Below are 23,376 nucleotides of genomic sequence, written 5' to 3'. Positions count from 1 at the left end.
CGTCATAAAATTGACTACGAGGTCAAGAAGATTTCCTTCGCATAACCTTCTTAACGCATTCACTTATAAATCCTTTTTGCTGATGGGAAATATCCATGAACATTGATTCACCTTCCATTTTGAAAGGTAAAACTCCTCCCTCGTATGCAAACCCTGTTTTGTTTAGAGGATAAAATAGCGCAATCCTATACTCTGCTTCATGAGAAAATATATTTGGTTTAAAAAAAACAAGTTCTTCAGGAGTGAAGCTGTCTGGTGCCGTTCCTGGATGATAATAGATCACATCTTTCCCTTTAATTTCAGTACCCGGGAATCTGTGGTCTAAAAGAGAAAGTCTTTCTTGGAGGAGATCAACGTCGAATGCGATGCAGATATCAGCTTTAAAAGCAGCATAGAGTTCTGGCTCATCTTGCCGATTACTCAAACATATACAATAACAATAACAATGACGAGGCGATAGCGTAAACATGGGATCTGCAGTCATATCGTCAGGGTTAAGGGTGCGCCCATTAATTTTTATAGCAACTTGATAACGATCCGGAGTGAAAATTTTTTCCATTTCATTATCGCGCATTTTTTCGTTTTCCATGCGTGAATAATGCGTCAGGTCACACAGTCGTATCGGAGCTTCGTCGCGGATAACGGGGCCAAGAATCTTCTCCTTTCCATACAGATACCTGATATTCATCATCACCTCTGGCAATTTAGTTGAATGATTACAGATTAGTACTTTATGCCGGGTTTAACCGTCTGTAGTTATATCATTAGCTAAATGGTTGTGATCATTTCCTACTGCAAAAGCTACAGATTCGCTGATTAATTTTTTTGTTCGGGTATAGAATTTAATGCGGCTTTTTTGAACGGCCACGGGCACGCTGTCAGGCGATTCAGTCTGACGGAGCCCCGATTCATGAAACTGACCTCACTTGTTTTCCTGCCGGCTCTGCTGCCGGCATCCGTACTGGCCGGCACGGTCGTCTTCACCGACAGTCAGCATCTGCCGGCAAATCTGCCGCCGGACGTGCCGGTGGTACTTCTTGATGGTCCTGACCAACTGCAGGCCGAGATGTTCGGGGAACTGCCTGCAGACCCGCAGCAGGCCGAAGCACAGGTCAGGCAGGTTATGGCATCATCTGCCTGGCAACAAAAACAGCTGCAGCTGAATGATTCCTATCGCCAGGTGGTCCGGGCCTGGGAACTGGGCATTAAAAAAGTGCCGGCCGTGGTGTTTGATGACCGCGATGTGGTGTACGGCACCACGGATGTTGACGTGGCCACTTCCCTGCGTAACCGGGGGGGTGGTCAGTGAATACAAAACCTTCCCGCATCAGAACCACAGTGTGCTCGCTGGCGGTTGCCACGGTACTGGGTACGGCAACCGCGCCGGCAGCTGTTGCAGCACTTAACACGGCGCAGATTATTGCCAGCGCCGTATCGCAAAACTGTATCAGCTGGCGTGTCAGTGGCATCTGTTACTGGCTGTTCTGCACCCCCTTTGGCTGCAAGGTGCGCACGTCGGTCAAAGTCACCCACTTCATTCCTCAGGCAGTCGTTTCGACCTATGTCGCGCCGGGCGGCAACCCGTGGCAGGAAATGGCGTTTGTCAGCCAGACCGCCGGCGGGCTGGAAAGTGCCGTGACCAGCGGGCTTTCCGGTGTTTCTGCCGGAGGAGCCAATCCGGCAGACATGAAAAATCCCGGCCAGCGCAAGTCCGCCGTGCGTTTCAAGTATGCCGATGCGATTGGCCACCCGGCCACCTCCCTGATTGGCGGCAGTATTCCGGGCTATTCCTGTGATACCGCAGCCACCCCGTTAATGCCTTACTTCCTGAGTACGCTGGATTCGGCGGCCTGGCGCACGGGCGTACCGGAGTCCCTGTATCCGGAAGCGCTTGTGCCCGGCCAGCGGGAAATCGGCAGTCAGGCAGCAGCCAATATGTGGGGCAACATCTATCCCCGTTCGGGGTTTATCAGCCAGACCGATGATGACAAAGCCTCTGCCGTGGTGGCGCAGCGTGTGGCAGACATTATCACCCGCGCCGGGCAGCCCCATGTTTATCAGGTGCTCCAGGGCAGCCATCATGACGGGTACTGGCCACCGGGCGAAGTCACGGAAAACACCGGCACGCGCAATCACAAATGGCAGCGGCTGGCTCCCCACATGACTCAGTCATGTGCCGTCTTCCCGGACGGGAGCTATACCGCCGCGAGCGATAACAATGAAGCCTTTGCGTTCTGGCAGCCCTACAGCTGCTGCAAAAAGCGCGGGCAGAAATTTTTGGGCAGCACTGATATCTGATGAGGAAAACCGTGAAAAAAACACCTTCATTTTCAGCCGTTCGCTTAAGCCTGCTGCTGACCGGCTCACTGCTGACTGTCCTCCCGGGCGCGCACGCGGCCGATGATGACAATACCATCCTGGGCATGTCCCTGCCGCAGGTGAACAACAGCGCCATCGGTTACGGCAAGTCCGTCGATGGTGCGGTGTCGGACAAACTGTTCTACACCCTCGGCGGCGGCTCGGTCATTTCCCAGCCGGCCACGCGCGGCAATATGCAGAAGCTGGGGCTGAATACCGGCTGGAGCAGTGACCTGATGTGCGGCAATTTTGATCTGAAAACCACAGTCGGCAACCAGCTCAACGGCGTCACATCAGGCTTTAAAAACCTGATGGGCGACGTGATTCAGGGGGCCACCGGCGCGGTGGCCAGTCTGCCGGCGATGGTCATTCAGCGGGCTAACCCCGGTCTGTATGACATGCTCACCAACGGCGTGCTTCAGGCCAATGTGTCATTCGACAAGGCGCAACTCAACTGCCAGAACATGGCGAAAAAAATGATGGACTTCAGCGACAGCAGTAACTGGACGCAGCAGGCCATGATGGATGAGTACAAATCCATCGTAAACAGCGGTGATGCTGACGCAGTTCGTGTTGATGACGCAGGTCGCAAGGCCAGCGGCGCGTCAGGTAGTAACTGGGTTGGCGGCCAAAAACGTGGGGGGGCGGGGCAGCCCGCGATACGTGTCACCCATGACCTTGTCGCTGCCGGCTACAACATGATGAACGGTCTGCCCGTCACGTCTGATTCGACCGTGGGCGAAAGCAGCTGTAACGGTGGCGCATGCTCTAAATTCGGCAGCGCGGAAGAGGCGGCGGCCATGACCGTGAAGGTGCTGGGCGATCGCTCGATGCGCACCTGTGCCAACGCGAGTGAATGTACCAGCGGTGATGCGGATGACCAGCCCGGTACGACCGTTGCCGGCACCGGTTTTGCCCCACTGCTGGAAGAGGCAACCAAAGCCAACGCTGAGCAGCTGGTCAGGCTCGTCAACGGTACGGAAAAGCCCACGGCCGCGAATCTGGCGAAGCTGAAAACTGGCGGACTGCCGGTGACGGCCGGCGTGATTAAAGCCCTGCAGCGTGATCCGGATAACGCGGCCCTAACCGCCCGCCTTGCAGGCGAACTGGCCATGTCTGACACGGTGGAAACGGCGCTGCTGATGCGTCGCATGATGGTTACCGGTATGTCGGAGCCGAATGCCGCTGCCCAGCCAAAGGCCATTGATACCGCCGGCCAGCGCATTGAGGCGCTGGATCGGGAAATCGCGGCGCTGAAAAACGAGATGGAGATGAAGCGCGAACTGTCACGTAATTCTGTGCTGACCATTATCGACAGGGAGAATCAGCGCGTCGAAACCAACCCGCAGACCCAGTCCGATGACAATACCGACAGTCGCTTCAACCAGATGGCAGCGCCGCAGTCGGCTGAATGAGGGAATAAGGATGCGTAATAAAACGACTGTCAGGAAAGTCTTGACCCGTGCCGGCTTCTTCCTCGCCTGTATGGCGCTGTTCATGGTGGTCTCACTGATGATGGCTGACACCGCCATGAAACATCCGACTGAAGCTGCTGCATTCCGGAGCTGGATGCAGTCGACGCGTTACGGCTGGCTGATGTGGCGACTGGCGCTGTATGCGCTTGTTGCCTGGGGCCTCTGGAAAATCCGGCATGCGCCGGGTTTTCGGGAGGCATACCGGCGGCCGCTGCTGCGCATCAGTGTGGTCAGTGTGCTTTTTATCGCGTTGTGTGAGTACGCGATGTTTACCGGTCCGGGAGCCTGACGATGACAACAAACAGCTATCTTGAGTATTTTCTCACGCTGCTCGGCTGGGTGATCAATAACGGCCTGTGGAATGTCCTGCTGAGCACCGGGCTTTTTGTCCTGCCGCTGGCGTTTAAGGTGGTGGGGATCTGGCTCAAAGTCCGTGAAGAGGGGGAGGATGAAGGCAACAAGGGGATGCTGTCGCTGCCTCGTATCGAGAACGCGCTGTATGCCGGATTCCTGGTGATGATTGCCTGCTGCGTACCGCTGATTAATGTCAGCCTCAGTACGATGCAGTACGACACAACCCGGGCAAAGAGCTGTGGTGTGTGGACGCCAAAAGCGCCGGATGAAAGCGGGTATGCCGGCGTGGTCACCAGTCTCAACGACCAGACGGCCGCAGCACCGGTGTGGTGGGTGCTGATTCATAAACTCTCGAAAGGGGTAACCCAGGCGGCCGTGGCGACCATTCCCTGCCGCCCTGACATGCGGCAGATCCGCTTTGAAGTGCAGCATACGCGTATCGACAACAAAGCGCTGGCGCAGGAACTGCAGGACTTCACCAACGACTGCTATTCGGTTGCGCTGTATCTGTGGAAGCAACAGGATCAGGGCCAGACAAAGGACAAAACTACGCTGCGTGATATCGAATGGATTGGCAGCAGTACATTCCTGAGCCGGTACTATCCTTCGTTGCAGTCCAAACTGCCCCGGGCTGCGTTCCCATGGTCTGACAGCCGGGACAGTGGCCGGCCCAATACCGGAAGAGGAGGCTATCCCACCTGCAGCGAGTGGTGGAGCAGTACGGACACAGGACTGAAAGCGCGGGTGAAAGATCAGGCCGACCCCGATATGTGGCTGCGTATCTCGGCCGCAATGAAAATGTCAGGCTTTAACGACAGTGACTATCAGGAAGCCGTCATCCGTCGTCTGGTAAGCCCGGAAAGCCTGACTGTCTCACAGAATGGTCACGTGTATGCCGGCTATGGCGGCAATGCCGATTTTACCCTGGATAATGCCGCGGCGCGCGTGGCCTCCATTGGCGGTACGGCCCTCGGCAGTCTGGCCGCGTTCCCGGCGTTCGATGCGATGCGACAGGCGCTGCCAATGGTGCAGGCCATCCTGCTGATGGCAATATATGTCATGCTGCCGCTGATCCTGGCATTTGCGGCCTACGAATTCAAAACCGTTATTACGCTGACCTTTGTGATGTTTGCTCTTAACTTCCTGACATTCTGGTGGGAACTGGCGCGCTGGCTCGACAGCTGGCTGTTAACCGCGTTGTACAGTTCGGATACACACAGTCGGTTCAATATGGCGGGACTGCAGAACAGCTCAGATGACCTTATTATGAATCTGGTTATGGGCACTATGTTTCTGGTACTTCCTGCTGTTTGGTTAGGGGCATTATCATGGGCAGGAGTTACCATCGGGAATGCTTTAAGCTCAGCATATCAGCAAGGAACAGCAAAAGCTGAAAGCTCTGGAGGTAAGTTGGGAGAGGCTGGAGCTAATGCTGTTGCAAATAAAGCTATGAAGTAAGCGTAAATTGTCACAAATGAGTAAGGGGGAGCCCTTACTCATCCTCGTTAACCATACGCCCTGCAGCGTCGTACCATCCCCATCCATGCTGGCCATCACGATATTTTCCATAACCTGGCTGCTCTTCCATAAAGTTCTCACATGGTGCATTTTCACTTTCGGAGAGATGTTTTCTATGAGGTGAGAGCACGGCACTAATGAGAAACAATGATCCAAAAGTGAGGATTACAAAACATGCAATGGGTATCATTGGGATATGCCCACACCAAGACGGTAGACGATGAGTAGCCGCCCACGACACACACCGTTTATCCCAGTTTAATAGAGTAGTTCTGGCTCGTTTCCATATACCCGCAAAACGGACGCCACGATTCCAGGCGCGTTTCTCTTGAGACTGATACATCACCCCCTCCGAATTACGTGAATTCTAAAGGGACTATAGCGGAATTTTTGTGCAATTACGAACATCCATGATACCTGACTGAGAACACTAATTAATTCTTTAAAACTCATCAGGTTACTTTTTTCCAAATAGTTACAGCTTGTCATCGTTGAAAATGCATTATTATACTGTATTTATAAACAGTATAATTTGAGGGGGGCGAGTTATGCCAATTCCTTTAGAACAGACGATGTGTTGGGATAAAAGTTCGCAGAAAAATTCAGCAAACACACCGGTTTTGATGATGGCGGCGATAGCCAGACTTACAGGTAGCAATCCATCACTGGCATGTGTTCCTTTGTTTGGCGATGGGGTTTCATGTGGTTTCCCTTCTCCCGCTCAGGATTATGTTGAAAAGCGTCTTTCCCTGGATGACCTTTGTATCCGCTATCCAGAAAGTACTTACCTGGTGCGAGCAGAAGGGGATTCGATGCGTAACGCCGGTATCAGAGATGGAGATTTATTAATAGTTGAATGTATTCGTGAGGCCAAGCACGGTGATATTGTCATTGCAGCTGTAAATGGAGAGTTTACCTGTAAACGACTGCAGTTGTTGCCTTCTCCAGCCCTGTTGCCAGCTAATCCCGCATATTCAGCTATACCCCTGACTGACGACATCGAAACCGTTGTCTTCGGTGTGGTACGCCATCTTGTGCATTCATTCAAGTTTAGGGGCGCTTAGCAGTGTTCGCCCTAGTCGATGTTAACTCATTTTACGCTTCCTGCGAGACAGTTTTCAGACCAGATCTCCGTGGCAAACCTGTGGTGGTGCTGTCTAATAACGATGGCTGCATAATAGCCCGTTCCTCAGCAGCAAAATCACTTGGGTTAAAAATGGGCGATCCCTGGTTCAAGGTTGGTCGTGAGGCTGAGAAAAAGGGTGTTGTAGCATTTTCAAGTAATTACAGCTTATAGTAAGTTAAATGGAATGCAACATCTTCGGTATAAACTTTAATCAGTTGTTATGAACTGAAAGGGGAAGGCCGTGAACACTTCCATGCATTCCGCATCTGCTCTTCTGCTGACTGAGCAGTGGCTTACAATTCTTTCGAATTTAGGAAGAGCCAGCGCAACTATTAAAGCCTATCGAAGTGCCCTGACGCATTTTTTTGCCTTCTGTGAAATACACGACATTGCTCCTGAAAGAGCTTCCTTTGAAGACATTGCAGGATATATCCGACCTCAGCTCCCTGATATGCCGTCGTCCGTTGCAAGCGCCACGCTCCAGTTGCGCCTTTCAGCTCTTCGTCTCTGGTATGACTTTCTGGTTTATCAGGATATTTGCAGTCTCAACCCGTTACCCCGTTCGGGTTTGCCTGGTGCCATTTATACCGGACGCGGCCTGATCCCACGTATCAACCGACTCCCCGTTATTCCCGATGACGGGGAGTGGCTCAGGTTCCTGAAACACGTTTCTGCAGCGCCTCTGCGTGACCGACTGATGCTTGCTCTGGCTTATTATGGGGCGCTCCGACGTACTGAAGTGACGGCTCTGAGGCTTGAGGACATTGACCTGGCTCATCGCCTGATACGCATCCGGGCAGAAACGACGAAAAACAGACGGGAAAGAATGGTCTGCTATAGCGCCGACGTTGCGCCGGTACTGGCAAACCATTTTCAAAAGCTACGGCTGGAAGGCTGGTCAGGCGGTGCTTTGTTCCGTTCCGTCTCTGACCGTAATTACGGCGCTCCTCTCTCTTTCTGGAGCTGGAGTAAAACCGTACGGAAATGGGCGGCAGAGACTGATCAGCCAGACATCACCACGCATACTTTTCGTCACCTCCGGCTGACGCATCTGGCACGGGCCGGATGGAAACTGCATGAACTGGCTACTTATGCAGGGCACAGGGACCCACGTACAACACAAATTTATATTCATCTGTCGGGAACGGATATGGCTGCCCGCATGGCTGCTGCCGTCGCTGAAACCGACCGTAAGATTGCAGGGCTTATCTTTCAGGCGGGAGCCGTGTGATGAAAGCAGAAACAGGAATTCATAAAATTTATGTCCCCTTCAGGCGTTCAGATTATCAGCTGAATAATGTGTTAAGCATTGAAGAGCTTGAGGCATTAAGCACAGGGCACAAACGTATCTCTGCTTTGAGCAAGCAAGGTCCGCTGTCATCTTTACTGCGGCCACTTCAGGATATTGCCGCCCGCAGCGGTACGAGTGACAGACTCGTCAGGATTATCATTCCTGTCGTGCTGGCGGAAATACACCGGACAAGGAAACCCTGCTGGCTGTGGGATTCGGAAAAGTGGCTGACGTTGTGCCTGCAGCACCGTTCCGGCAGGCCCCTTATTGCGGCATTTGCCTTCCATCTTGGCCCGTTTCCCTCACCGTTCGACCTGCCGCATCATGGTGCTCCGTCGTTGTACGCCTGTGCCATCTATGGCCGGGACATTTTCATTCAGGAACTCAACCGGCTGACTGATACGCTTGTCTCGCTGGGATACAAACGACAGAACCAGAAAAACGCCCTGTCAGCCCTGCTGGGCATACTGATGATGATGAACAATAATCCTGAGCTTGAAAGCTTCACAACTGAACTCCTGTGGCGCGCGCAGAATTATCACGATCGGGGAATCGCACGAACAGTAGGCAGAGTTTCACATGCGCTGGCCGCAATGGGCATCCTCAAAAGTGCCGTACGTATGCGCAATTACCGTGAGTGGCACGAAAAACCCACAGAAAATATTGCCACAGAGTGGGTAACGTGGTGCCGGCGCTGGAGAGAAACGTCGGTGCTTCGGCCCCGGTCCAGAGAGAGCCAGTACAGCTTTATCCTCCGCTGCGGTCTGTGGCTCGCCCGCGAGCATCCGGAAATTCGCTCGCCGTCCGACTGGACAATGGAGATCTGCGCCAGCTTCATTGCTGCAATCGGAAGAATGAAGGTTGATGAACTTTCACTGGGTACAGAACGTGGGGTGCGCCGCTCTCCACGTTCCGGAGAGCCCATGCTGCCAAATTCCCGTGCCGGTTTCGTGTATGCCGTTCGTCGTTTTATGTTTGACTACGAACTCTGGGAATGGGGACGTCTGAAATTCAGTCCGGCCCGCCATCTCTCCACACCTGATACACCGCTCTTTCGTCAGGGCGTCAATCCGCGTGTTATTGATGATCCTGTATGGCTGAAACTGGTCTGGGCAAGCCTGAATCTGCGTCAGGAAGATTTGCTCAGTGAAATTCACTACCCCCTCTCTATGCTGCAGGCTATGGCAGTCATCTGGACGCATGCAGGGCTGCGTCAGAATGAGCTGATGCGCCTGACCGCTGGCTGCATCATTCCACAATCGGAAGATATTAACCGGGACGACGGCAGTACCATTCCTGCCGGGACTCTTTGCTATCTGAACGTGCCGGCCGGCAAGACATCTAAAGCCTTTGTTAAGCCGGTTTCTGCAGTGGTGAAAAAGTATGTCGATATCTGGCTGGCAGAACGACCAGAAGAACAGGCAGCTCTGACGGATGAACGCACCGGTGAAAAAGTCCGTTTTCTGTTTCAGTACCGGGGCAAACCGGTGGGAAGAGACATAATAAACCGCACCGTTATTCCGGTTCTCTGTGCCCGGGCAGGAGTGCCTGAGGAAGACAGCCGGGGCCCCATTACCAGCCACAGGGGACGCGCATCGGCCGTAACTGCCCTGGCCAGTGTTCCTCAGGGCATGTCTTTATACGAGCTGATGCAGTGGTCAGGACACTCTTCGCCGCAATCCACCATGCATTATATTCGAATACGCCCGACGCAGCTTGCTGCCTCTTTTGTTAAAGCTGACCGGGTAGCGCACATGATAAGCGTGCTGATTGATCATGACCCCGCAGCAACCAGCCTCACGGGACCTGCGACATATTATGATCTGGGCGACTCTTTCTGTACTAATCCCTTCTGGAGCAGTTGCCCGCACCGTATGGCATGCATCGGATGTGATTTTAATCTGCCAAAGAGAAGTGCAAGAGGACTGTTACTGGAAAGTAAGGCATCGGTAAAACATTATCTTGAAGAAGTGCCACTGACGCCCGATGAGAAAGAAGTAATAGAAGGTGATGTGGAAAAACTGAACGCCGCTCTTATGAAAACAGATATCCCACGTATTCTGTAGCAGGCCCTGACCGGAATTCACTTTATGTGTGTGAAGGACGGCGTAGTAAGGAGCTGCTACGCCGTAACGAAAGTAATAAAAAAGAGCTTATTTACTGAGCCATACTTCCATCTGCCGTATTTCTTCTTTCTAGGCGCTGATAATGCTTTCAGCCATCTTCCGCATTGCCGGTGATTTACCATAACGGAGTTCCGTTTCGGCCATGGCAATGGCTCCTTTGTGATGTTCAATCATGCTCCTGGCAAATGCCCTGTCTGCATCCGGGTCCTGTACGGCCTTTATCATTCCTTCGTGCATATTATTCATGCCGTCCATATAGGCCTCAGAAGACGGTGACATTCCGGCATGGTTTCCGTGTACTGCCTGCGCAGCCGTTGCCGGAAACACGACTGCGAGCATCAGCAATAAAATCATGTTACGCGGTTTCATACTCTCTTCCTTTATCGGAGTGCAGATTAGCGGCTATTTTCAGGTGCCTGTCTTTACCGGAAGAGCAGCCAGACAGGTTACTTACGCAACAGGCGCAGACCGTTTGCCACGACAAGCAGGCTTGCCCCCACATCCGCGAATACGGCCATCCACATGGTCCCCATACCTGCAATGGTCAGGGCCAGGAACACTGCCTTGATCCCAATAGCCATAACGATATTCTGAACCAGAATGTTATACGTCTGCCGGGAGAGTCGGACAAAAGCCGGAATTTTACGCAAATCATCATCCATGAGGGCCACATCGGCAGTCTCGATGGCGGTATCCGTGCCCATTGCACCCATGGCAAAGCCGATATCGGCGCGGGCCAGCGCCGGTGCATCATTGATGCCGTCGCCCACCATGCCGGTCGTGCCCTGCGCCGTAAATGTTTCTACAGCACGCAGTTTATCTTCCGGCAGTTGATCCCCCCGCGCCTCATCGATACCAACCTGACCGGCAATGGCCTGCGCAGTGTGCGCATTGTCTCCGGTCAGCATGAGCGTTTTAACACCCAGACTATGCAACTGACTTATCGCCTCGCGGCTGCTTTCCTTCACCGTATCAGCCACCGCAAACAGCCCTAGCACCTGATGAGTGTCACAGAGCATGATGACCGTTTTACCCCCGGTCTCCAGTTCCGTTAGTGCAGCCCTGACCGCTTCCGGACAGCGCACCGTTTCTTCAGCCAGCCTCAGATTGCCCAGACTGTAGGTTTGACCGTTGATGACGCCGCGCACGCCGCGGCCTGGCAGAGCCTCAAAGTTTTCCACTTCATAACGCTGAATGCCATCTGATGCCGCCGATACAGCCTGCGAAACCGGATGATCGGAGTAACCTGCCAGGCTCACAGCCAGACTGCGCCCCTCATCTTCTGCCACCCCGGTATAGATAATCGCATCCGTCTGTACCGGCTTACCGTGCGTCAGGGTGCCGGTCTTGTCGAGCGCCAGCCACTTCAGCTTTCGGCCTTCTTCAAGATAAACGCCGCCCTTGATCAATATCCCCCGGCGGGCTGCTGCCGTCAGGCCACTGACAATGGTCACTGGCGTGGAAATGACCAGCGCACAGGGGCAGGCGATAACCAGCATCACCAGCGCCTTGTAAATCCACTCCTGCCAGCTTTCACCTGCAATCAGCGGTGGGAGAACGGCAACTGCGACGGCAATAGCAAACACCACAGGGGTATAAATTTGTGCAAAGCGATCAACAAAGCGCTGCGTAGGGGCTTTTGCCCCCTGCGCTTCCTCCACGGCATGAATGATACGCGCCAGCGTGGTATTTCCGGCAGCGGCCGTTACACGGTACTCAAAGCCACCGGAGCCGTTGACCGTCCCGGCGAAGACCGGGTCACCTTCCCCTTTATCCACCGGCAGACTTTCGCCGGTAATAGGTGCCTGATTAATGGCGGTCCTGCCCCGGACCACCGTGCCGTCGAGAGCGATACGCTCGCCCGGTTTTACCCTGACCACGCTGTTAAGGGATACAGACCTGGCCTCAGTTTCTTTCCAGGAGCCGTCCGGTTGCTGAACCGTGGCCGTTTCAGGCGTCAGCTTCATCAGAGAGCCGATGGCATTGCGGGCGCGATCAAGAGATTTCGCTTCAATCAGTTCCGCAATCGTGAACAGCACCATTACCATGGCGGCTTCAGGCCACTGTCCGAGCGCCAGCGCCCCGGTGACGGCAATACTCATCAGGGCGTTGATATTCAGGTTGCCGTTGCGAAGAGCAATCCAGCCTTTTTTGTACGTGGACAGGCCACAGGCCGCAACGGCAGCCAGAGCAAGAGCCGCTTCCAGCCATTCCGGCATGCCCGCCCAGTGCATGGCTTCGGCGGCGATTGCCGCCACACCGGCAAGCGCGAGCGGCCACCAGTGTTTTTTCTTTTCCTCAGTGACCGCGTGCCGGCCATTACTGTCAGGAAGTTCAGGTTCAAAGCCCAGAGAACGAATGGCGGCCAGAACCGGCTCCAGCGTATCCGGTGCGTGAACCACCGTCAGTACACGCTGCATAAGATTGAAATCCAGTTCCTTGACGGCTGACATGCCGTCCAGCTTTTTACGGATCATGCCCTCTTCAACCGGGCAGTCCATCTGCATGATCCTGATACTGGTACGCACCCCGTCAGCGGTCACCTGCTGCGTCTGCAGCTCACCGAATGTGACAGGGGCAGGCGAGCAGCAGGAACCGCCGGTATTTTCCGCCTCACGGCCTGAGCAGCAGCTGCCTTCAGGCTGCATTGCTTTATCAATCGGTTCCGGGTCAAAACCCAGCGAGCGCACCGCCTGCAGAACCGGTTCCAGCGCCTGCGGTGTATGGGTCACGGTAAGCACCCTCTGTATCAGATTGAATTCAAGATTGCTGACGGCAGGTAATTTTGCCAGTTTTTTTCGGAGGAGCGTCTCCTCCGTCGGGCAGTCCATCTGCATGATGCGCAGACGCGTCTGAACGTCATCGTTGCGGGGAAGCTCTGCAACCGGTTCGGACATCTGGCTCAGGCCGTCCGTTGAGCAGCAGCTCCCGGTGCTGCAACAGGCCGGTGTGGTCTGAGTCGTTTTTGGTGGCATTTTCCCTGAAGCCTCAGTCGGGGCAGTGGCGGTATTTTTAACAGACGCCTCCTCTCCGGTTGCGGCTGATCCACATTTTTTATTACTGCAGCAGTCACTCATTTTTTTATCCCGTTCATAACGTATACTGGCATTAAAGACCCTGATGTAACTACAGGGTCAAGCTCAGAAGAGGTGTGATATGAAAATTGGTGAACTGGCCCGCCAGGCGGGATGTCCTGTAGAGACGGTACGTTATTATGAGCGAGAGGGGCTTCTGCAGGCCGCATTGCGGGACCAGACTAATAACTACCGCCATTACGATAGCGCACATCTCGAAAGGCTTATGTTTATCCGGCGCTGCCGGGCGCTCGATATGACCCATGAAGAAATCCGGGTGTTGCTGCAGGCGCGCAGCCAGCCAGACGCAGACTGCGGTACGGTTAATGCCCTGATAAATGAACATCTGAACCACGTTCAGGCCCGTATTCGTGAACTAAATATGCTGGAAAAACAACTATTTGAGCTCCACAGCCACTGCAATGCCAACCGGGCAACACGGGACTGCGGTATTCTGCGCGAACTGGAGCAGGCAGAAGAGCCTGAGGATATCGTGCCGGTTATCACTGCAGGTCATCTGGCCGGAAGCCACTCTTACTGATGCTGCTTTCTGCCATAAGTAGAACGGTTCACTAAAGAAACAGGCTTTTTTTGTGATGTTACTTCGTCATGCCCGACCATTAAGGCAGCTGAAAGTGTGCTGCCGTTAAAATCTGTGTGATATCGTTTAACCGCTATTCCCTCATTAAGCTGTACTGAAAAGCCTGTAAGCACGTCAAAACATATATGAATTTATAAATATAAAGTTGACCTTTCGTCTGCAGCAGACGAGACTTGTTGCTGTCCGCCACGAAGGAGAAATTATGCCGTCACTGCTGCCCCTGCAACTTTTTAAGAATCTTTCTGACGAAACCCGGCTCAGCCTGGTGCTGTTGTTGCGCGAAAAAGGGGAGCTTTGCGTCTGCGAGCTTGTATCTATCCTGAAAGAAACACAGCCAAAAATATCGCGGCACCTGGCCCTGCTCAGAGAGAGTGGACTGCTTATCGACAGGCGCGACGGCAAGTGGATCCATTACCGGTTATCGCCACACATGCCTGCGTGGGCAGCAGCGGTCATTGAGCAGGCATATCTGTGTCAGCGGGATGAAATTCTTCATCTCAGTCAGCAGGCTGAGCGTGATAACGCAACCACCAACGGCAAAGCTGTCTGCATGTAAAAATTTTATCTAAACACATTCGATTAAACGCATATATTTACAGGGTACAGTTAGCAGCCCGCTTCAACGGGCAGTTATAATTAAGAAGGAGAGGGTATGTTTCTGGCGGGTGCGATTTTTATTCTGACGCTGGTACTGGTTATCTGGCAGCCGAAAGGACTCAGTATTGGCTGGAGTGCCGTTATCGGCGCCGCGCTGGCGCTGCTGACCGGCGTAGTACAAATCGGGGATATTCCGGTGGTCTGGCAGATTGTCTGGAACGCCACGGCCACGTTTATTGCGGTCATCATTATCAGCCTGCTGCTCGATGAGTCCGGCTTTTTTGAATGGGCCGCGCTGCACGTTTCCCGCTGGGGAGGCGGCAGGGGCCGGCTGCTGTTCACGTATATCGTTCTGCTGGGTGCGGCAGTGGCGGCGCTGTTTGCCAATGACGGAGCCGCGCTAATTCTGACGCCGATCGTTATCGCCATGCTGCTGGCGCTGGGCTTCAGCCCCGGGGCCACGCTGGCGTTTGTGATGGCGGCCGGGTTTATCGCCGATACCTCCAGCCTGCCGCTCATCGTGTCAAACCTGGTCAACATCGTCACGGCAGACTTCTTTAAACTGGGTTTCAGCGAGTATGCCTCGGTGATGGTGCCGGTGAATATCGCGTCCGTGGCCGCCACGCTGGTGATGCTGCACCTGTTTTTCCGCAGGGACATCCCGGACACTTACGACCTGGCGAAGCTGAAGGCGCCGCGTGAGGCCATTCGCGATGCGCGTACCTTTAAAACCGGCTGGATTGTTCTCATCCTGCTGCTGATCGGCTTCTTTGCCCTCGAACCACTCGGCGTGCCGGTCAGCCTTGTGGCCGCGGTGGCGGCGTTTATTCTCTGGCTGGTAGCCCGGAAAGGCAATGTGATTGATACCGGAAAGGTACTGAAAGGTGCGCCCTGGCAGATCGTTATCTTCTCGCTGGGCATGTACCTGGTGGTATACGGACTACGCAATGCCGGGCTAACTGATTACCTTTCTGCCGCCCTGAACCGGTTTGCCGAGCATGGCGTCTGGGGCGCAACGCTCGGCACCGGCTTTCTGACGGCGGCGCTTTCATCAGTCATGAACAACATGCCTACCGTGCTGGTTGGCGCGCTCTCCATTGACGGCAGCACCGCTCAGGGCGTGGTGAAGGAGGCGATGATTTACGCCAACATCATCGGCTGCGACCTCGGTCCGAAAATCACCCCTATCGGTAGCCTCGCTACCCTGCTGTGGCTGCACGTCCTGGCACAGAAAAACATAACCGTCAGCTGGGGCTACTACTTCCGCGTGGGCATCGTGATGACCCTGCCGGTACTGTTTGTGACGCTGGCTGCGCTGGCCCTGCGCCTGTCTGTTTAACCTTAACCCCGGAGCTGTGCCTGTGCAGCGCCTTTATGGAGTAACGCTCATGACTGACATTACCATTTATCACAATCCGGCCTGCGGGACGTCCCGCAATACCCTGGCGCTTATCCGCAACAGCGGCACCGAGCCCACGGTGATTCTGTATCTGGAAACACCGCCGTCGCGCGACGAGCTGAAAAAGCTGATTACGGACATGGACATTAGCGTGCGTGCCCTGCTGCGTAAAAATACCGATCCCTACGAGCAGCTCGGCCTGGCTGAAGACCGGTTCAGCGATGAAGAACTGCTCGATGCGATGCTGGCTCATCCGATCCTCATTAATCGTCCGGTGGTGGTGACGCCGCTGGGAACGAAGCTCTGCCGCCCCTCCGAAGTGGTTCTGGGCATACTGCCGGACCCGCAGAAGGGAGCGTTTACCAAAGAGGACGGCGAAGCAGTCATTGATGAGCAAGGGAATCGCGTCAGCCACTGATGTTTCCCTTGGCTGTGACAGGGAAAATGTGAAAAAGCCGGCAGATGCCGGCTTTTTTATATGCTGCGCTGGTTTACCCGCTCAGAGAGCTGCGCAGCACTCTCCTTCCTTTCGCTGTAGCGGTCGGTGAGATAACCATTACGACCGCGCGTCAGCAGGGTGAACTTCATCAGTTCCTCCATGACGTCCACTATGCGGTCATAATACGGAGAAGGCTTCATGCGGCCGTCCTCATCAAACTCGGCCCAGGCTTTTGCAACGGATGACTGGTTCGGGATAGTGATCATCCGCATCCAGCGCCCAAGAATACGCATCTGGTTTACGGCGTTGAAAGACTGTGAGCCTCCGCTGACCTGCATGACAGCAAGGGTTTTCCCCTGCGAGGGCCGGACCGCCCCGGACGTCAGCGGTATCCAGTCAATCTGCGTCTTCATGATGCCGGTCATGGCACCGTGACGCTCAGGAGAGCACCAGACCATCCCTTCAGACCAGAGCACTAGCTGGCGCAGCTCTGCGACCTTCGGATGCGTCTCAGGTACATCATCCGGCAGCGGCAGGCCGGACGGATTGAATAACTTCACCTCCGCGCCCATGGCCGTCAGCAGCCGTGCGGCCTCTTCCGTGGTGAGTCGGCTGTAAGAGCGCTCCCGAAGCGAACCGTAGAGCATCAGTATGCGGGGCGGATGCGCCACCTCTTCGGCCTTTAATTTCTCTTCCGAAAGGGGCGTATCCAGGAGTGTCAGATCGATATTGTTCAGGGCATCATTCACGTTATTCACAATGGAGTCTCTTTATGGGAAATCTCGGTAGACAGGCTGCAGCTACTGCCACCGGCGCAGCACTCTTCAGTGAGAAAAGCCATCAGCTGCTCAAGCTGCGCATAGCAAGGTCTGCAGAACAAGGTACGACTCTGCCGTTCCTGGCTTATGAGTCCAGCGGACATCAGCGCTGAAAGATGATGGCTGAGCGTGGAGGCAGGAATCTCAAGGTGCTTCTGCAGTTCGCCAACCGGCAGGCCTTCATGACCAGCCCTGACCAGCTCCCGGTATATGCGGAGACGTGTCGGGTGGCCCAGTTCTCGAAGTGCGTTTGCTGCGGTGTGTAAATCCATGCGGCCTCCTTTAACTATATTTCCAGAATAATAGAAATATGGAAGCCGTCAAACATTTTTTTCGTGAAGGGTAGATGCTCCATGGTCCCGGTTCTGCACAACAGAGCCAGAATGACGCTGCCAGAGGACCACAGAAATCGCCGTAATGATCAGGGTCAGGATGAAGGAAAAAAGCAGCGTGCCGGGTATACCGTAGCGCTCCAGCAGTATGGCATACGCAGACGGAGCCAGTGCCGCGAGAAAAAATGCCGGCGACATCAGTATTCCTGTTTTGCGGGCGTACTGCTGCGGATCAAACAGCACAAGAGGAAGTACGGCCTTCACGATCGTATTCAGTCCGTTTACGGCCCCATAGCCCAGAACGAAAAAGGCTGTAGCCACAGGAGTAATGCTGCCTGCAAGGCCGGTCAGAAAACAGAGGGGAAGCAGGATACCGGTTATAAGGTTCAGGCGTATCGCGGAGATTCGTGCACCTGAAACTACACCCAGCAGACGGGCACCTAACTGCCCCACTCCCCACAGCATGCCAGCCAGAGCAGGCACGCCATAAGAGGCCAGTATCCGGGGAAAATGTGTGGACACGCCGGTGGAGACAAAGCTTATCAACGCTATCAGAGTGGCATACCACAGGCCGCTGATGAGTGCTTTTGTGTCCTCTGATGTTGCTGTTGCGTCAGCCGAATGGCCGGATCGCCCTGTTACGGGAAGTTTTACCCGACTGCCTGCCGGAACGGCAGTTAAAAAAAACAGGCTCAGCAGGCCCGCACAGCCATAAATGATGACGGCATGCCGCCAGTCGGTGACGTGAAGAAGCGCTGCGCCAGCAGGCCAGAAAGCGGCCGACGCGAGACCGCCCAGCAGGGTGACCAGAGAGATTGCCTTGCGAGCCTCTGCGCCTGCGGTTTCCACAAGCATGGCAAAAGCGGCGTCATACAGAGCAAGCCGCATGCCCGCGCCTGTCAGGATCCAGACGGCATCCCACGCTAATGTTGAATAGGTAAACGCCATCAGAAAACACCCGATGGTTATAGCCAAAGTTCCCGCCATCATCAGGGTGCGTCCACCGGTACGGGCCATTACGGGACCGATAAGCGGTGAAACCAGCCCCATAACGAGCATGGCAACGCTCAGGCCGGAGAATGTCTCACCGGAAGACCAGCCTGTTTCCGCCATGATGGCGGCTCCGAAGACACCCGGCATGTAGAACGTAATACCCCAGTTGATAAGCTGCGTCATGCCGATGCAGAAAATGGTGCGGCCTGTCAGATATCCTTGTGTCATTCTGTACTTTCCGGAAGCGTAGCGTCGCCATGCCCGAGCGTACGCTGCAGGATAACCGTATCGAGCCAGCGCCCATGCTTGAATCCTACAGACCTGAGGGTGCCAGTGATGCTGAAGCCTGCAGCGCGGTGAAGAGCAAGGGAGGCAGTATTTTCACTGTTCCCCACCACCGCTACAAGTTGCCGAAAACCACGGGCTTCTGCCCATCCTACTGCACGGGATAGCAGCATTTTTCCAATGCCCCGCCCCTGATACGTGGCATCAACATATACAGAGTCTTCCAGAGTAAAGCGATAGGCGCACCGTTCCCGGTATAGAGACAAATAGCAGTATCCTCGAACAATTCCTCCGTCAACCGCCACCAACCAGGGCAGTCCTGCTGCATGTACCTTTTTCAGCCGGGCTGCCATTTCAGCCTCACCCGGCGGTTCGGTTTCAAAAGTGGCGGTGCCGTGTAATACGTGATAAGCATAAATCTGTTGTATAGCGGGAATATGTCGTTCATCTGCTTCGGTTATTTCCATCAGTACAGCTCCCTTTCAGATCAGAAACAGAGACTAACCCGGATGAATCATTTCAGACAGGCAGCAGGGCTTATCAGCGTTATGAGGAAAACTTTGGCATGGCAACACTGAACCTCGATCATCTGGCTACCTTCAGGCTGGTCATCAGCCGGGGCAGTTTCTCGGGGGCGGCAGAAGTACTTGGCTTGTCGCAACCGGCAGTGAGCCTGCAGATAAGACAGCTGGAGCAGACGCTTAAGGTCAGGCTTATTGAGCGAACCAGCCGGGGAGTAAGACCAACGACTGCCGGTTTGACTCTCGCTGAACACTGCATGAAAATTGATGCGGTGGTAAGCGGAGCGGTTGAAGCGGTTTCCCTGCATTCAGACGAAATAACCGGCACCGTTACTGTCGGCACAGGCGCAACAGCCTGTATCCATCTGCTACCTCACTTACTGCAGCAACTTCGACAGACCCATCCCCTGCTGAAGGTGGATGTACGCACAGGCAATACTTCAGATATTGTACGGGGAGTGGAGGAAAACCGTATAGATATTGGTCTGGTAACGCTGCCGGCAGCCGGTAAATGCCTGAGTGTCAGCCCGCTGGGTACGGATGAGTTTGTTGTAATCATGGAAAAGGACACCTCGGAGCAGAGTGCAAAACCGCTGTCTCCTGATACCCTTTTGCCACTGCCGCTGATTGTATTTGAACCCGGAAGTGCCACACGCGATCTGATTGACGGATGGTTCAGCGATGCAGGGCATACTGTCAGCCCGGTTATGGAGCTTGGCAGTATTGAAGCCATTAAAAGGATGGTTCGTTCCGGCCTGGGTTACAGCATCGTTCCCCGTATGTCCGTTGCAAGTCATGAAGAAAGGCAGGGTCTCAGTCTTTACTCAGTAACGCCATCGCTTCACCGGACTCTGGGGACAGTGATGCGGGAGGATCGGATTGTCAGCAGGGGCATAAGTGAAGTACTGAACAGACTAAGTAAGATCTTTCCTGAATCAAAATAAATTTTTAACATGCCCTGACACAGAAAGTCCTGATAGCTGCTTGTTTTACGAGCTGTCGTTCCGCTATAAATTCAAATAAATCAATAGTCCATTATTTTAATGATATTTGTGTCGCCCCACGCTTCTTGCTTCGTCCGTAAAGTCAGACAATACTACTGTAAATACGTACAGCATTTTGACAGGGATTTTTGCTATGTTTCACGCCTTTGAGTTGATGCACCCGGCGGATAATCCGCCGCCCAGCTACAGGCCCCTTTTCCTGGAACGCGTACCCTGCGGTTTTCCCTCTCCTTGCCAGGACTATGCGGAGCAGGAACTCGACTTAAACGAATATCTAATAGCCCACAGGGCAAGCACCTTTTTCCTGCGCGCACAGGGCAACAGCATGCAGGATATAGGACTTTACGACGGCGATCTGCTGATAGTCGATCGGGCACTCAGGCCTGAGCACGGCGACGTGGTTATCGCTGTACTGTACGGCGAATTTACGGTCAAGCGCCTTCTTATTACCCAGAAAGGGCCGGTATTGCAGCCGATGAATCCCGCCTATCCTGTTATTATCCCAGACCCGGATACCCTGGAAATTTTCGGCGTAGTGGCGCACTTCGTGCACACTCCGCGCCGGAGAAACTGATATGTGCGGGTTATCTACACACGGCGGAGATCATGATGTCCATGTTCGGCCTGGCTGACGTTAATTCATTCTATGCCAGCTGCGAGACGCTGTTCCGCCCGGACCTGCGTGGCAGACCTGTGCTAGTGCTCAGCAACAACGACGGATGCGTCATTGCACGCTCCGCTGGCGCAAAAGCGCTTGGCATCAAAATGGGTGCGCCATGGTTTGAGGTAAAAACACAGGATTATCCGGAAAAGGTGCACGTGTTCAGCTCCAATTACGCGCTTTATCACAGCCTCAGCCAGAGAGTAATGACCGCGCTTGAAGAGATAACGCCACGCGTCGAGCAGTACAGCATTGATGAGATGTTTCTGGATCTCACCGGTATTGACGGCTGTGAGAACTTCGAAACTTTTGGCCGTCGCCTGCGTGCGCATGTCTTTACCACAACGGGTCTCACCGTCGGTATCGGCATGGGGCCGACCAAAACACTGGCAAAATCGGCCCAGTGGGCGGGCAAGGAGTGGAAGCAGTTTCGCGGCGTACTGGCGCTTACGCCAGGTAATCCGAAACGTACTGAAACCCTGCTGGCTAACCAGCCCGTTGAGGAAATATGGGGCGTGGGACGGCGTATCGGTAAACGACTCAACCTTATGGGCATCGAAACTGCTCTGCAGCTATCACGCGCGCGTCCGAAGTTCATTCGCGATAACTTTTCCGTGGTGCTGGAGCGCACCGTACGCGAGCTGAACGGTGAATCATGTATTCCGCTCGAAGAGCTGCCACCGGCAAAACAGCAGATTGTCTGTAGCCGCAGCTTCGGCGAGCGAATTACCTCAAAAGTCGCTATGCAGCAGGCGCTGTGTCAGTACGCTGCGCGCGCAGCGGAAAAACTGCGCGGGGAACGTCAGTACTGTCGCAACATCGGTGTGTTTATCCGGACGTCGCCACACGCAAACGGTGAGGTTTTTTACGGGAACAGCGCTGGTGAGAAACTGACGCTGCCAACACAGGACACGCGTGACATTATTGAATCTGCGATGCGATCACTTGACCGTATCTGGCTTGAGGGTCGAAGGTACATGAAAGCAGGTATCATGCTTGATAACTTCACTCCAAACGGTGTAAGCCAGCTCAATCTGTTTGAAGATAACCAGCCGCGGGCCAATAGCGCACAGCTGATGAAGGTACTGGATGATATCAACCAGTCCGGAATGGGAAATGTATGGTTTGCGGGCCAGGGCATTAATACCGAATGGAAAATGAAACGTGAAATGCTAAGCCCTGCTTGGACCACGCGCTGGTCTGACATACCTAAAGCGCGCGTGCTTTGAGTCGGTTACTAATTAAGCTGTTGAAATTGTATTCCACATAAATGCTGATATGTCAGACAGAGTGATGACTATTTTGCAGTTACTGACTCCGCGTGTGGAAATTTACAGTATCGATGAAGCTTTTTGTGATCTTACGGGTATGCGTAATCTGTTATCGCTTGAGGTGTTTGGCCATCAGATACGTGATCAGATTAAGCGAAGAACACATCTGACTGTGGGAGTGGGAATAGGCCCTACAAAAACGCTCGCCAAACTGGCTCAGTATGCAAGTAAGCGCTGGCCCGCAACGCGAGGTGTGGTAGATCTCAGTGACAGACAGCGTCAGCGTAAGTTAATGGCTTTAGTACCAGTTGAGGAGGTCTGGGGTATAGGACGGCGGCTGGGTAAAAAATTACAGTTTATGGGCATTAACAATGCACTTCAGCTGGCTGAGCTGTCGCCTTCATTCATTCGTAAACAGTTCTCAGTAGTTGTTGAGCGCACGGTCAGAGAGCTGAACGGTATTCCTTGCCTCGGTTTAGAAGAATTTACTGCCCCAAAAGAACAAATCATATGCTCCCGATCTTTTGGAGAAAAACCGTCGGACGAAGTCAGCCTGCATCAGGCCATTTGCGCTCATGCTGAACGTGCAGCAGAAAAACTCCGTGCAGAGCATCAATTTTGTAAACGGGTAGCAGTTTTCATCAGTACCAGCCCTTTCTCAGAAAATGAGGTGTTTTATAAGAATCAGGCGGTAACAGAGCTTGCTGTACCCGCTCAGGATTCACGGGATATCATTAACGCGGCTATAAAGGCATTTGATACGATATTTGTACCAGGGCACCGTTATCATCGTGCTGGCGTGATGCTCACTGATTTCCGAAGCGCTGCCGTATCTCAATTGACCCTTTTTGATGACTTTCAGCCTCATCGTAACAGCGAAGAGCTGATGACATTAATAGACAGCATTAACCATTCAGGCAAAGGCTCTGTTTGGTTTGCAGGGCAAGGTATTAAAGATGCATCTATGGGCTGGAAGATGCGCAGAGAAAGGCTTTCCCCCGCCTTCACGACTAAGCTAAGTGATATAATTAAAGTGAAGTGAGCTTCCTTTTTACGCCCAGCCATTTGGTATACCTCATCATTGACTTTCATTATACAATACGGCAGGGTTTTACAGTCTGTTACAATGTGAC

23 protein-coding genes and 1 pseudogene are annotated in these 23,376 nt (G+C 53.7%); 17 read left to right on the top strand and 7 right to left on the bottom strand.

Going from position 1 to position 23,376, the window contains the following annotated elements; genetic code table 11:
• Positions 1 to 22: 22 nt before the first annotated feature.
• Positions 23 to 574 carry a hypothetical protein gene (locus NBA72_RS13840; RefSeq protein ID WP_223201571.1) on the bottom strand — a complete coding sequence of 184 codons (552 nt, stop codon included), beginning with the start codon at positions 572 to 574 and terminating at the stop codon, positions 23 to 25.
• 336 nt (positions 575 to 910) lie between these two features.
• Here NBA72_RS13840 and NBA72_RS13835 point away from each other — a divergent pair, with 336 nt between their 5' ends.
• From NBA72_RS13835 to NBA72_RS13795, 9 genes and pseudogenes are all read left to right on the top strand, one after another.
• Positions 911 to 1,309, top strand: coding sequence for a TIGR03757 family integrating conjugative element protein (locus NBA72_RS13835; RefSeq protein WP_006785980.1), 399 nt, complete (start codon positions 911 to 913; stop codon positions 1,307 to 1,309).
• Positions 1,306 to 2,298: a TIGR03756 family integrating conjugative element protein gene (locus NBA72_RS13830; protein ID WP_020899220.1), complete on the top strand. Its 993-nt coding sequence runs from the start codon at positions 1,306 to 1,308 to the stop codon at positions 2,296 to 2,298. Before NBA72_RS13835 ends, NBA72_RS13830 begins: the two co-directional genes overlap by 4 nt.
• Positions 2,298 to 3,773: an integrating conjugative element protein gene (locus NBA72_RS13825; RefSeq protein WP_020899219.1), complete on the top strand. Its 1,476-nt coding sequence runs from the start codon at positions 2,298 to 2,300 to the stop codon at positions 3,771 to 3,773. Before NBA72_RS13830 ends, NBA72_RS13825 begins: the two co-directional genes overlap by 1 nt.
• 10 nt (positions 3,774 to 3,783) lie before the next feature.
• The gene (locus NBA72_RS13820; RefSeq protein ID WP_020899218.1) at positions 3,784 to 4,122 is read left to right on the top strand and encodes a hypothetical protein; all 339 of its coding nucleotides are present in this window, start codon (positions 3,784 to 3,786) and stop codon (positions 4,120 to 4,122) included.
• A gap of 2 nt (positions 4,123 to 4,124) precedes the next feature.
• Positions 4,125 to 5,645, top strand: a complete 1,521-nt coding sequence (locus tag NBA72_RS13815) for a conjugal transfer protein TraG N-terminal domain-containing protein (protein ID WP_006785984.1) — start codon at positions 4,125 to 4,127, stop codon at positions 5,643 to 5,645.
• Between the two features lie 686 nt (positions 5,646 to 6,331).
• The gene (gene umuD, locus NBA72_RS13810) at positions 6,332 to 6,769 is read left to right on the top strand and encodes a translesion error-prone DNA polymerase V autoproteolytic subunit (RefSeq protein ID WP_029376740.1); all 438 of its coding nucleotides are present in this window, start codon (positions 6,332 to 6,334) and stop codon (positions 6,767 to 6,769) included.
• Positions 6,770 to 6,771: 2 nt separating this feature from the next.
• Positions 6,772 to 6,999: pseudogene (locus tag NBA72_RS13805) on the top strand (DNA polymerase V subunit UmuC); the annotation flags it as partial.
• Between the two features lie 85 nt (positions 7,000 to 7,084).
• Positions 7,085 to 8,062, top strand: a complete 978-nt coding sequence (locus NBA72_RS13800; protein ID WP_023202702.1) for a tyrosine-type recombinase/integrase — start codon at positions 7,085 to 7,087, stop codon at positions 8,060 to 8,062.
• Positions 8,062 to 10,188, top strand: a complete 2,127-nt coding sequence (locus NBA72_RS13795) for a tyrosine-type recombinase/integrase (protein ID WP_006785987.1) — start codon at positions 8,062 to 8,064, stop codon at positions 10,186 to 10,188. Before NBA72_RS13800 ends, NBA72_RS13795 begins: the two co-directional genes overlap by 1 nt.
• A 129-nt stretch (positions 10,189 to 10,317) precedes the next feature.
• Here NBA72_RS13795 and NBA72_RS13790 read toward each other — a convergent pair whose 3' ends face one another.
• Positions 10,318 to 10,617, bottom strand: a complete 300-nt coding sequence (locus tag NBA72_RS13790) for a DUF305 domain-containing protein (protein WP_006785988.1) — start codon at positions 10,615 to 10,617, stop codon at positions 10,318 to 10,320.
• 77 nt (positions 10,618 to 10,694) lie between these two features.
• Entirely contained in the window at positions 10,695 to 13,145 is a 2,451-nt protein-coding gene (locus NBA72_RS13785; RefSeq protein ID WP_006785989.1) for a heavy metal translocating P-type ATPase, read from the bottom strand.
• A gap of 259 nt (positions 13,146 to 13,404) precedes the next feature.
• On the opposite strand from NBA72_RS13785, the gene cadR reads away from it, so the two are divergent.
• The 4 genes from cadR to arsC all read left to right on the top strand — a co-directional run bounded on the left by cadR (position 13,405) and on the right by arsC (position 16,337).
• A complete protein-coding gene (cadR, locus tag NBA72_RS13780) occupies positions 13,405 to 13,863 on the top strand; it encodes a Cd(II)/Pb(II)-responsive transcriptional regulator (RefSeq protein ID WP_006785990.1) in 459 nt (152 codons plus the stop codon).
• 262 nt (positions 13,864 to 14,125) lie between these two features.
• Complete coding sequence (locus tag NBA72_RS13775; protein ID WP_006785991.1) at positions 14,126 to 14,479, top strand: metalloregulator ArsR/SmtB family transcription factor; 354 nt, start codon at positions 14,126 to 14,128, stop codon at positions 14,477 to 14,479.
• A gap of 96 nt (positions 14,480 to 14,575) precedes the next feature.
• Positions 14,576 to 15,859 (top strand): arsenic transporter, encoded by a 1,284-nt coding sequence (locus NBA72_RS13770; protein WP_006785992.1) that lies wholly within the window; start codon positions 14,576 to 14,578, stop codon positions 15,857 to 15,859.
• A 49-nt stretch (positions 15,860 to 15,908) separates the two neighbouring features.
• The gene (arsC, locus tag NBA72_RS13765; RefSeq protein ID WP_006785993.1) at positions 15,909 to 16,337 is read left to right on the top strand and encodes a glutaredoxin-dependent arsenate reductase; all 429 of its coding nucleotides are present in this window, start codon (positions 15,909 to 15,911) and stop codon (positions 16,335 to 16,337) included.
• Between the two features lie 56 nt (positions 16,338 to 16,393).
• On the opposite strand, the gene arsH is transcribed toward arsC, so the two are convergent.
• The 4 genes from arsH to NBA72_RS13745 are packed head-to-tail and all read right to left on the bottom strand — an operon-like array spanning position 16,394 to position 19,253.
• Positions 16,394 to 17,116, bottom strand: a complete 723-nt coding sequence (gene arsH, locus NBA72_RS13760; RefSeq protein ID WP_042949249.1) for an arsenical resistance protein ArsH — start codon at positions 17,114 to 17,116, stop codon at positions 16,394 to 16,396.
• Positions 17,113 to 17,448 (bottom strand): ArsR/SmtB family transcription factor, encoded by a 336-nt coding sequence (locus NBA72_RS13755; RefSeq protein WP_006785996.1) that lies wholly within the window; start codon positions 17,446 to 17,448, stop codon positions 17,113 to 17,115. The genes arsH and NBA72_RS13755 overlap by 4 nt, the downstream gene beginning before the upstream one ends.
• Before the next feature lie 48 nt (positions 17,449 to 17,496).
• Positions 17,497 to 18,729: an MFS transporter gene (locus NBA72_RS13750; protein WP_023202698.1), complete on the bottom strand. Its 1,233-nt coding sequence runs from the start codon at positions 18,727 to 18,729 to the stop codon at positions 17,497 to 17,499.
• Positions 18,726 to 19,253 carry a GNAT family N-acetyltransferase gene (locus NBA72_RS13745; protein WP_020899215.1) on the bottom strand — a complete coding sequence of 176 codons (528 nt, stop codon included), beginning with the start codon at positions 19,251 to 19,253 and terminating at the stop codon, positions 18,726 to 18,728. The genes NBA72_RS13750 and NBA72_RS13745 overlap by 4 nt, the downstream gene beginning before the upstream one ends.
• 98 nt (positions 19,254 to 19,351) lie before the next feature.
• On the opposite strand from NBA72_RS13745, the gene NBA72_RS13740 reads away from it, so the two are divergent.
• The 4 genes from NBA72_RS13740 (at position 19,352) to umuC (NBA72_RS13725) (ending at position 23,285) form a co-directional block, all read left to right on the top strand.
• Entirely contained in the window at positions 19,352 to 20,251 is a 900-nt protein-coding gene (locus tag NBA72_RS13740; protein ID WP_006786000.1) for a LysR family transcriptional regulator, read from the top strand.
• Between the two features lie 193 nt (positions 20,252 to 20,444).
• Positions 20,445 to 20,885, top strand: coding sequence for a translesion error-prone DNA polymerase V autoproteolytic subunit (gene umuD, locus NBA72_RS13735; RefSeq protein WP_006786002.1), 441 nt, complete (start codon positions 20,445 to 20,447; stop codon positions 20,883 to 20,885).
• A 41-nt stretch (positions 20,886 to 20,926) separates the two neighbouring features.
• Positions 20,927 to 22,201, top strand: coding sequence for a translesion error-prone DNA polymerase V subunit UmuC (gene umuC / locus NBA72_RS13730; RefSeq protein WP_023202697.1), 1,275 nt, complete (start codon positions 20,927 to 20,929; stop codon positions 22,199 to 22,201).
• Between the two features lie 25 nt (positions 22,202 to 22,226).
• Entirely contained in the window at positions 22,227 to 23,285 is a 1,059-nt protein-coding gene (umuC, locus tag NBA72_RS13725) for a translesion error-prone DNA polymerase V subunit UmuC (RefSeq protein ID WP_308302662.1), read from the top strand.
• The last annotated feature ends 91 nt before the right edge of the window (positions 23,286 to 23,376 follow it).

It is taken from the genome of Salmonella sp. NW1250 (genome assembly GCF_051812965.1).
In the GTDB taxonomy this organism is placed as follows: domain Bacteria; phylum Pseudomonadota; class Gammaproteobacteria; order Enterobacterales; family Enterobacteriaceae; genus Salmonella; species Salmonella enterica.
Note: the sequence above shows the minus strand (reverse complement) of the source record. Positions and strands in the feature narration are given on the sequence as shown.

What these genes read in the sequence shown, in the direction of transcription:
- NBA72_RS13840 (WP_223201571.1), bottom strand. Translation starts at nt 574, where the DNA reads ATGCGCGATAATGAAATGGAAAAAATTTTCACTCCGGATCGTTATCAA.
- NBA72_RS13835 (WP_006785980.1), top strand. Translation starts at nt 911, where the DNA reads ATGAAACTGACCTCACTTGTTTTCCTGCCGGCTCTGCTGCCGGCATCC.
- NBA72_RS13825 (WP_020899219.1), top strand. Translation starts at nt 2,298, where the DNA reads ATGAGGAAAACCGTGAAAAAAACACCTTCATTTTCAGCCGTTCGCTTA.
- NBA72_RS13820 (WP_020899218.1), top strand. Translation starts at nt 3,784, where the DNA reads ATGCGTAATAAAACGACTGTCAGGAAAGTCTTGACCCGTGCCGGCTTC.
- NBA72_RS13815 (WP_006785984.1), top strand. Translation starts at nt 4,125, where the DNA reads ATGACAACAAACAGCTATCTTGAGTATTTTCTCACGCTGCTCGGCTGG.
- umuD (WP_029376740.1), top strand. Translation starts at nt 6,332, where the DNA reads ATGGCGGCGATAGCCAGACTTACAGGTAGCAATCCATCACTGGCATGT.
- NBA72_RS13800 (WP_023202702.1), top strand. Translation starts at nt 7,085, where the DNA reads ATGCATTCCGCATCTGCTCTTCTGCTGACTGAGCAGTGGCTTACAATT.
- NBA72_RS13795 (WP_006785987.1), top strand. Translation starts at nt 8,062, where the DNA reads ATGAAAGCAGAAACAGGAATTCATAAAATTTATGTCCCCTTCAGGCGT.
- NBA72_RS13790 (WP_006785988.1), bottom strand. Translation starts at nt 10,617, where the DNA reads ATGAAACCGCGTAACATGATTTTATTGCTGATGCTCGCAGTCGTGTTT.
- NBA72_RS13785 (WP_006785989.1), bottom strand. Translation starts at nt 13,145, where the DNA reads ATGTCCGAACCGGTTGCAGAGCTTCCCCGCAACGATGACGTTCAGACG.
- cadR (WP_006785990.1), top strand. Translation starts at nt 13,405, where the DNA reads ATGAAAATTGGTGAACTGGCCCGCCAGGCGGGATGTCCTGTAGAGACG.
- NBA72_RS13775 (WP_006785991.1), top strand. Translation starts at nt 14,126, where the DNA reads ATGCCGTCACTGCTGCCCCTGCAACTTTTTAAGAATCTTTCTGACGAA.
- NBA72_RS13770 (WP_006785992.1), top strand. Translation starts at nt 14,576, where the DNA reads ATGTTTCTGGCGGGTGCGATTTTTATTCTGACGCTGGTACTGGTTATC.
- arsC (WP_006785993.1), top strand. Translation starts at nt 15,909, where the DNA reads ATGACTGACATTACCATTTATCACAATCCGGCCTGCGGGACGTCCCGC.
- NBA72_RS13755 (WP_006785996.1), bottom strand. Translation starts at nt 17,448, where the DNA reads ATGGATTTACACACCGCAGCAAACGCACTTCGAGAACTGGGCCACCCG.
- NBA72_RS13750 (WP_023202698.1), bottom strand. Translation starts at nt 18,729, where the DNA reads ATGACACAAGGATATCTGACAGGCCGCACCATTTTCTGCATCGGCATG.
- NBA72_RS13745 (WP_020899215.1), bottom strand. Translation starts at nt 19,253, where the DNA reads ATGGAAATAACCGAAGCAGATGAACGACATATTCCCGCTATACAACAG.
- NBA72_RS13740 (WP_006786000.1), top strand. Translation starts at nt 19,352, where the DNA reads ATGGCAACACTGAACCTCGATCATCTGGCTACCTTCAGGCTGGTCATC.
- umuD (WP_006786002.1), top strand. Translation starts at nt 20,445, where the DNA reads ATGTTTCACGCCTTTGAGTTGATGCACCCGGCGGATAATCCGCCGCCC.
- umuC (WP_023202697.1), top strand. Translation starts at nt 20,927, where the DNA reads ATGTTCGGCCTGGCTGACGTTAATTCATTCTATGCCAGCTGCGAGACG.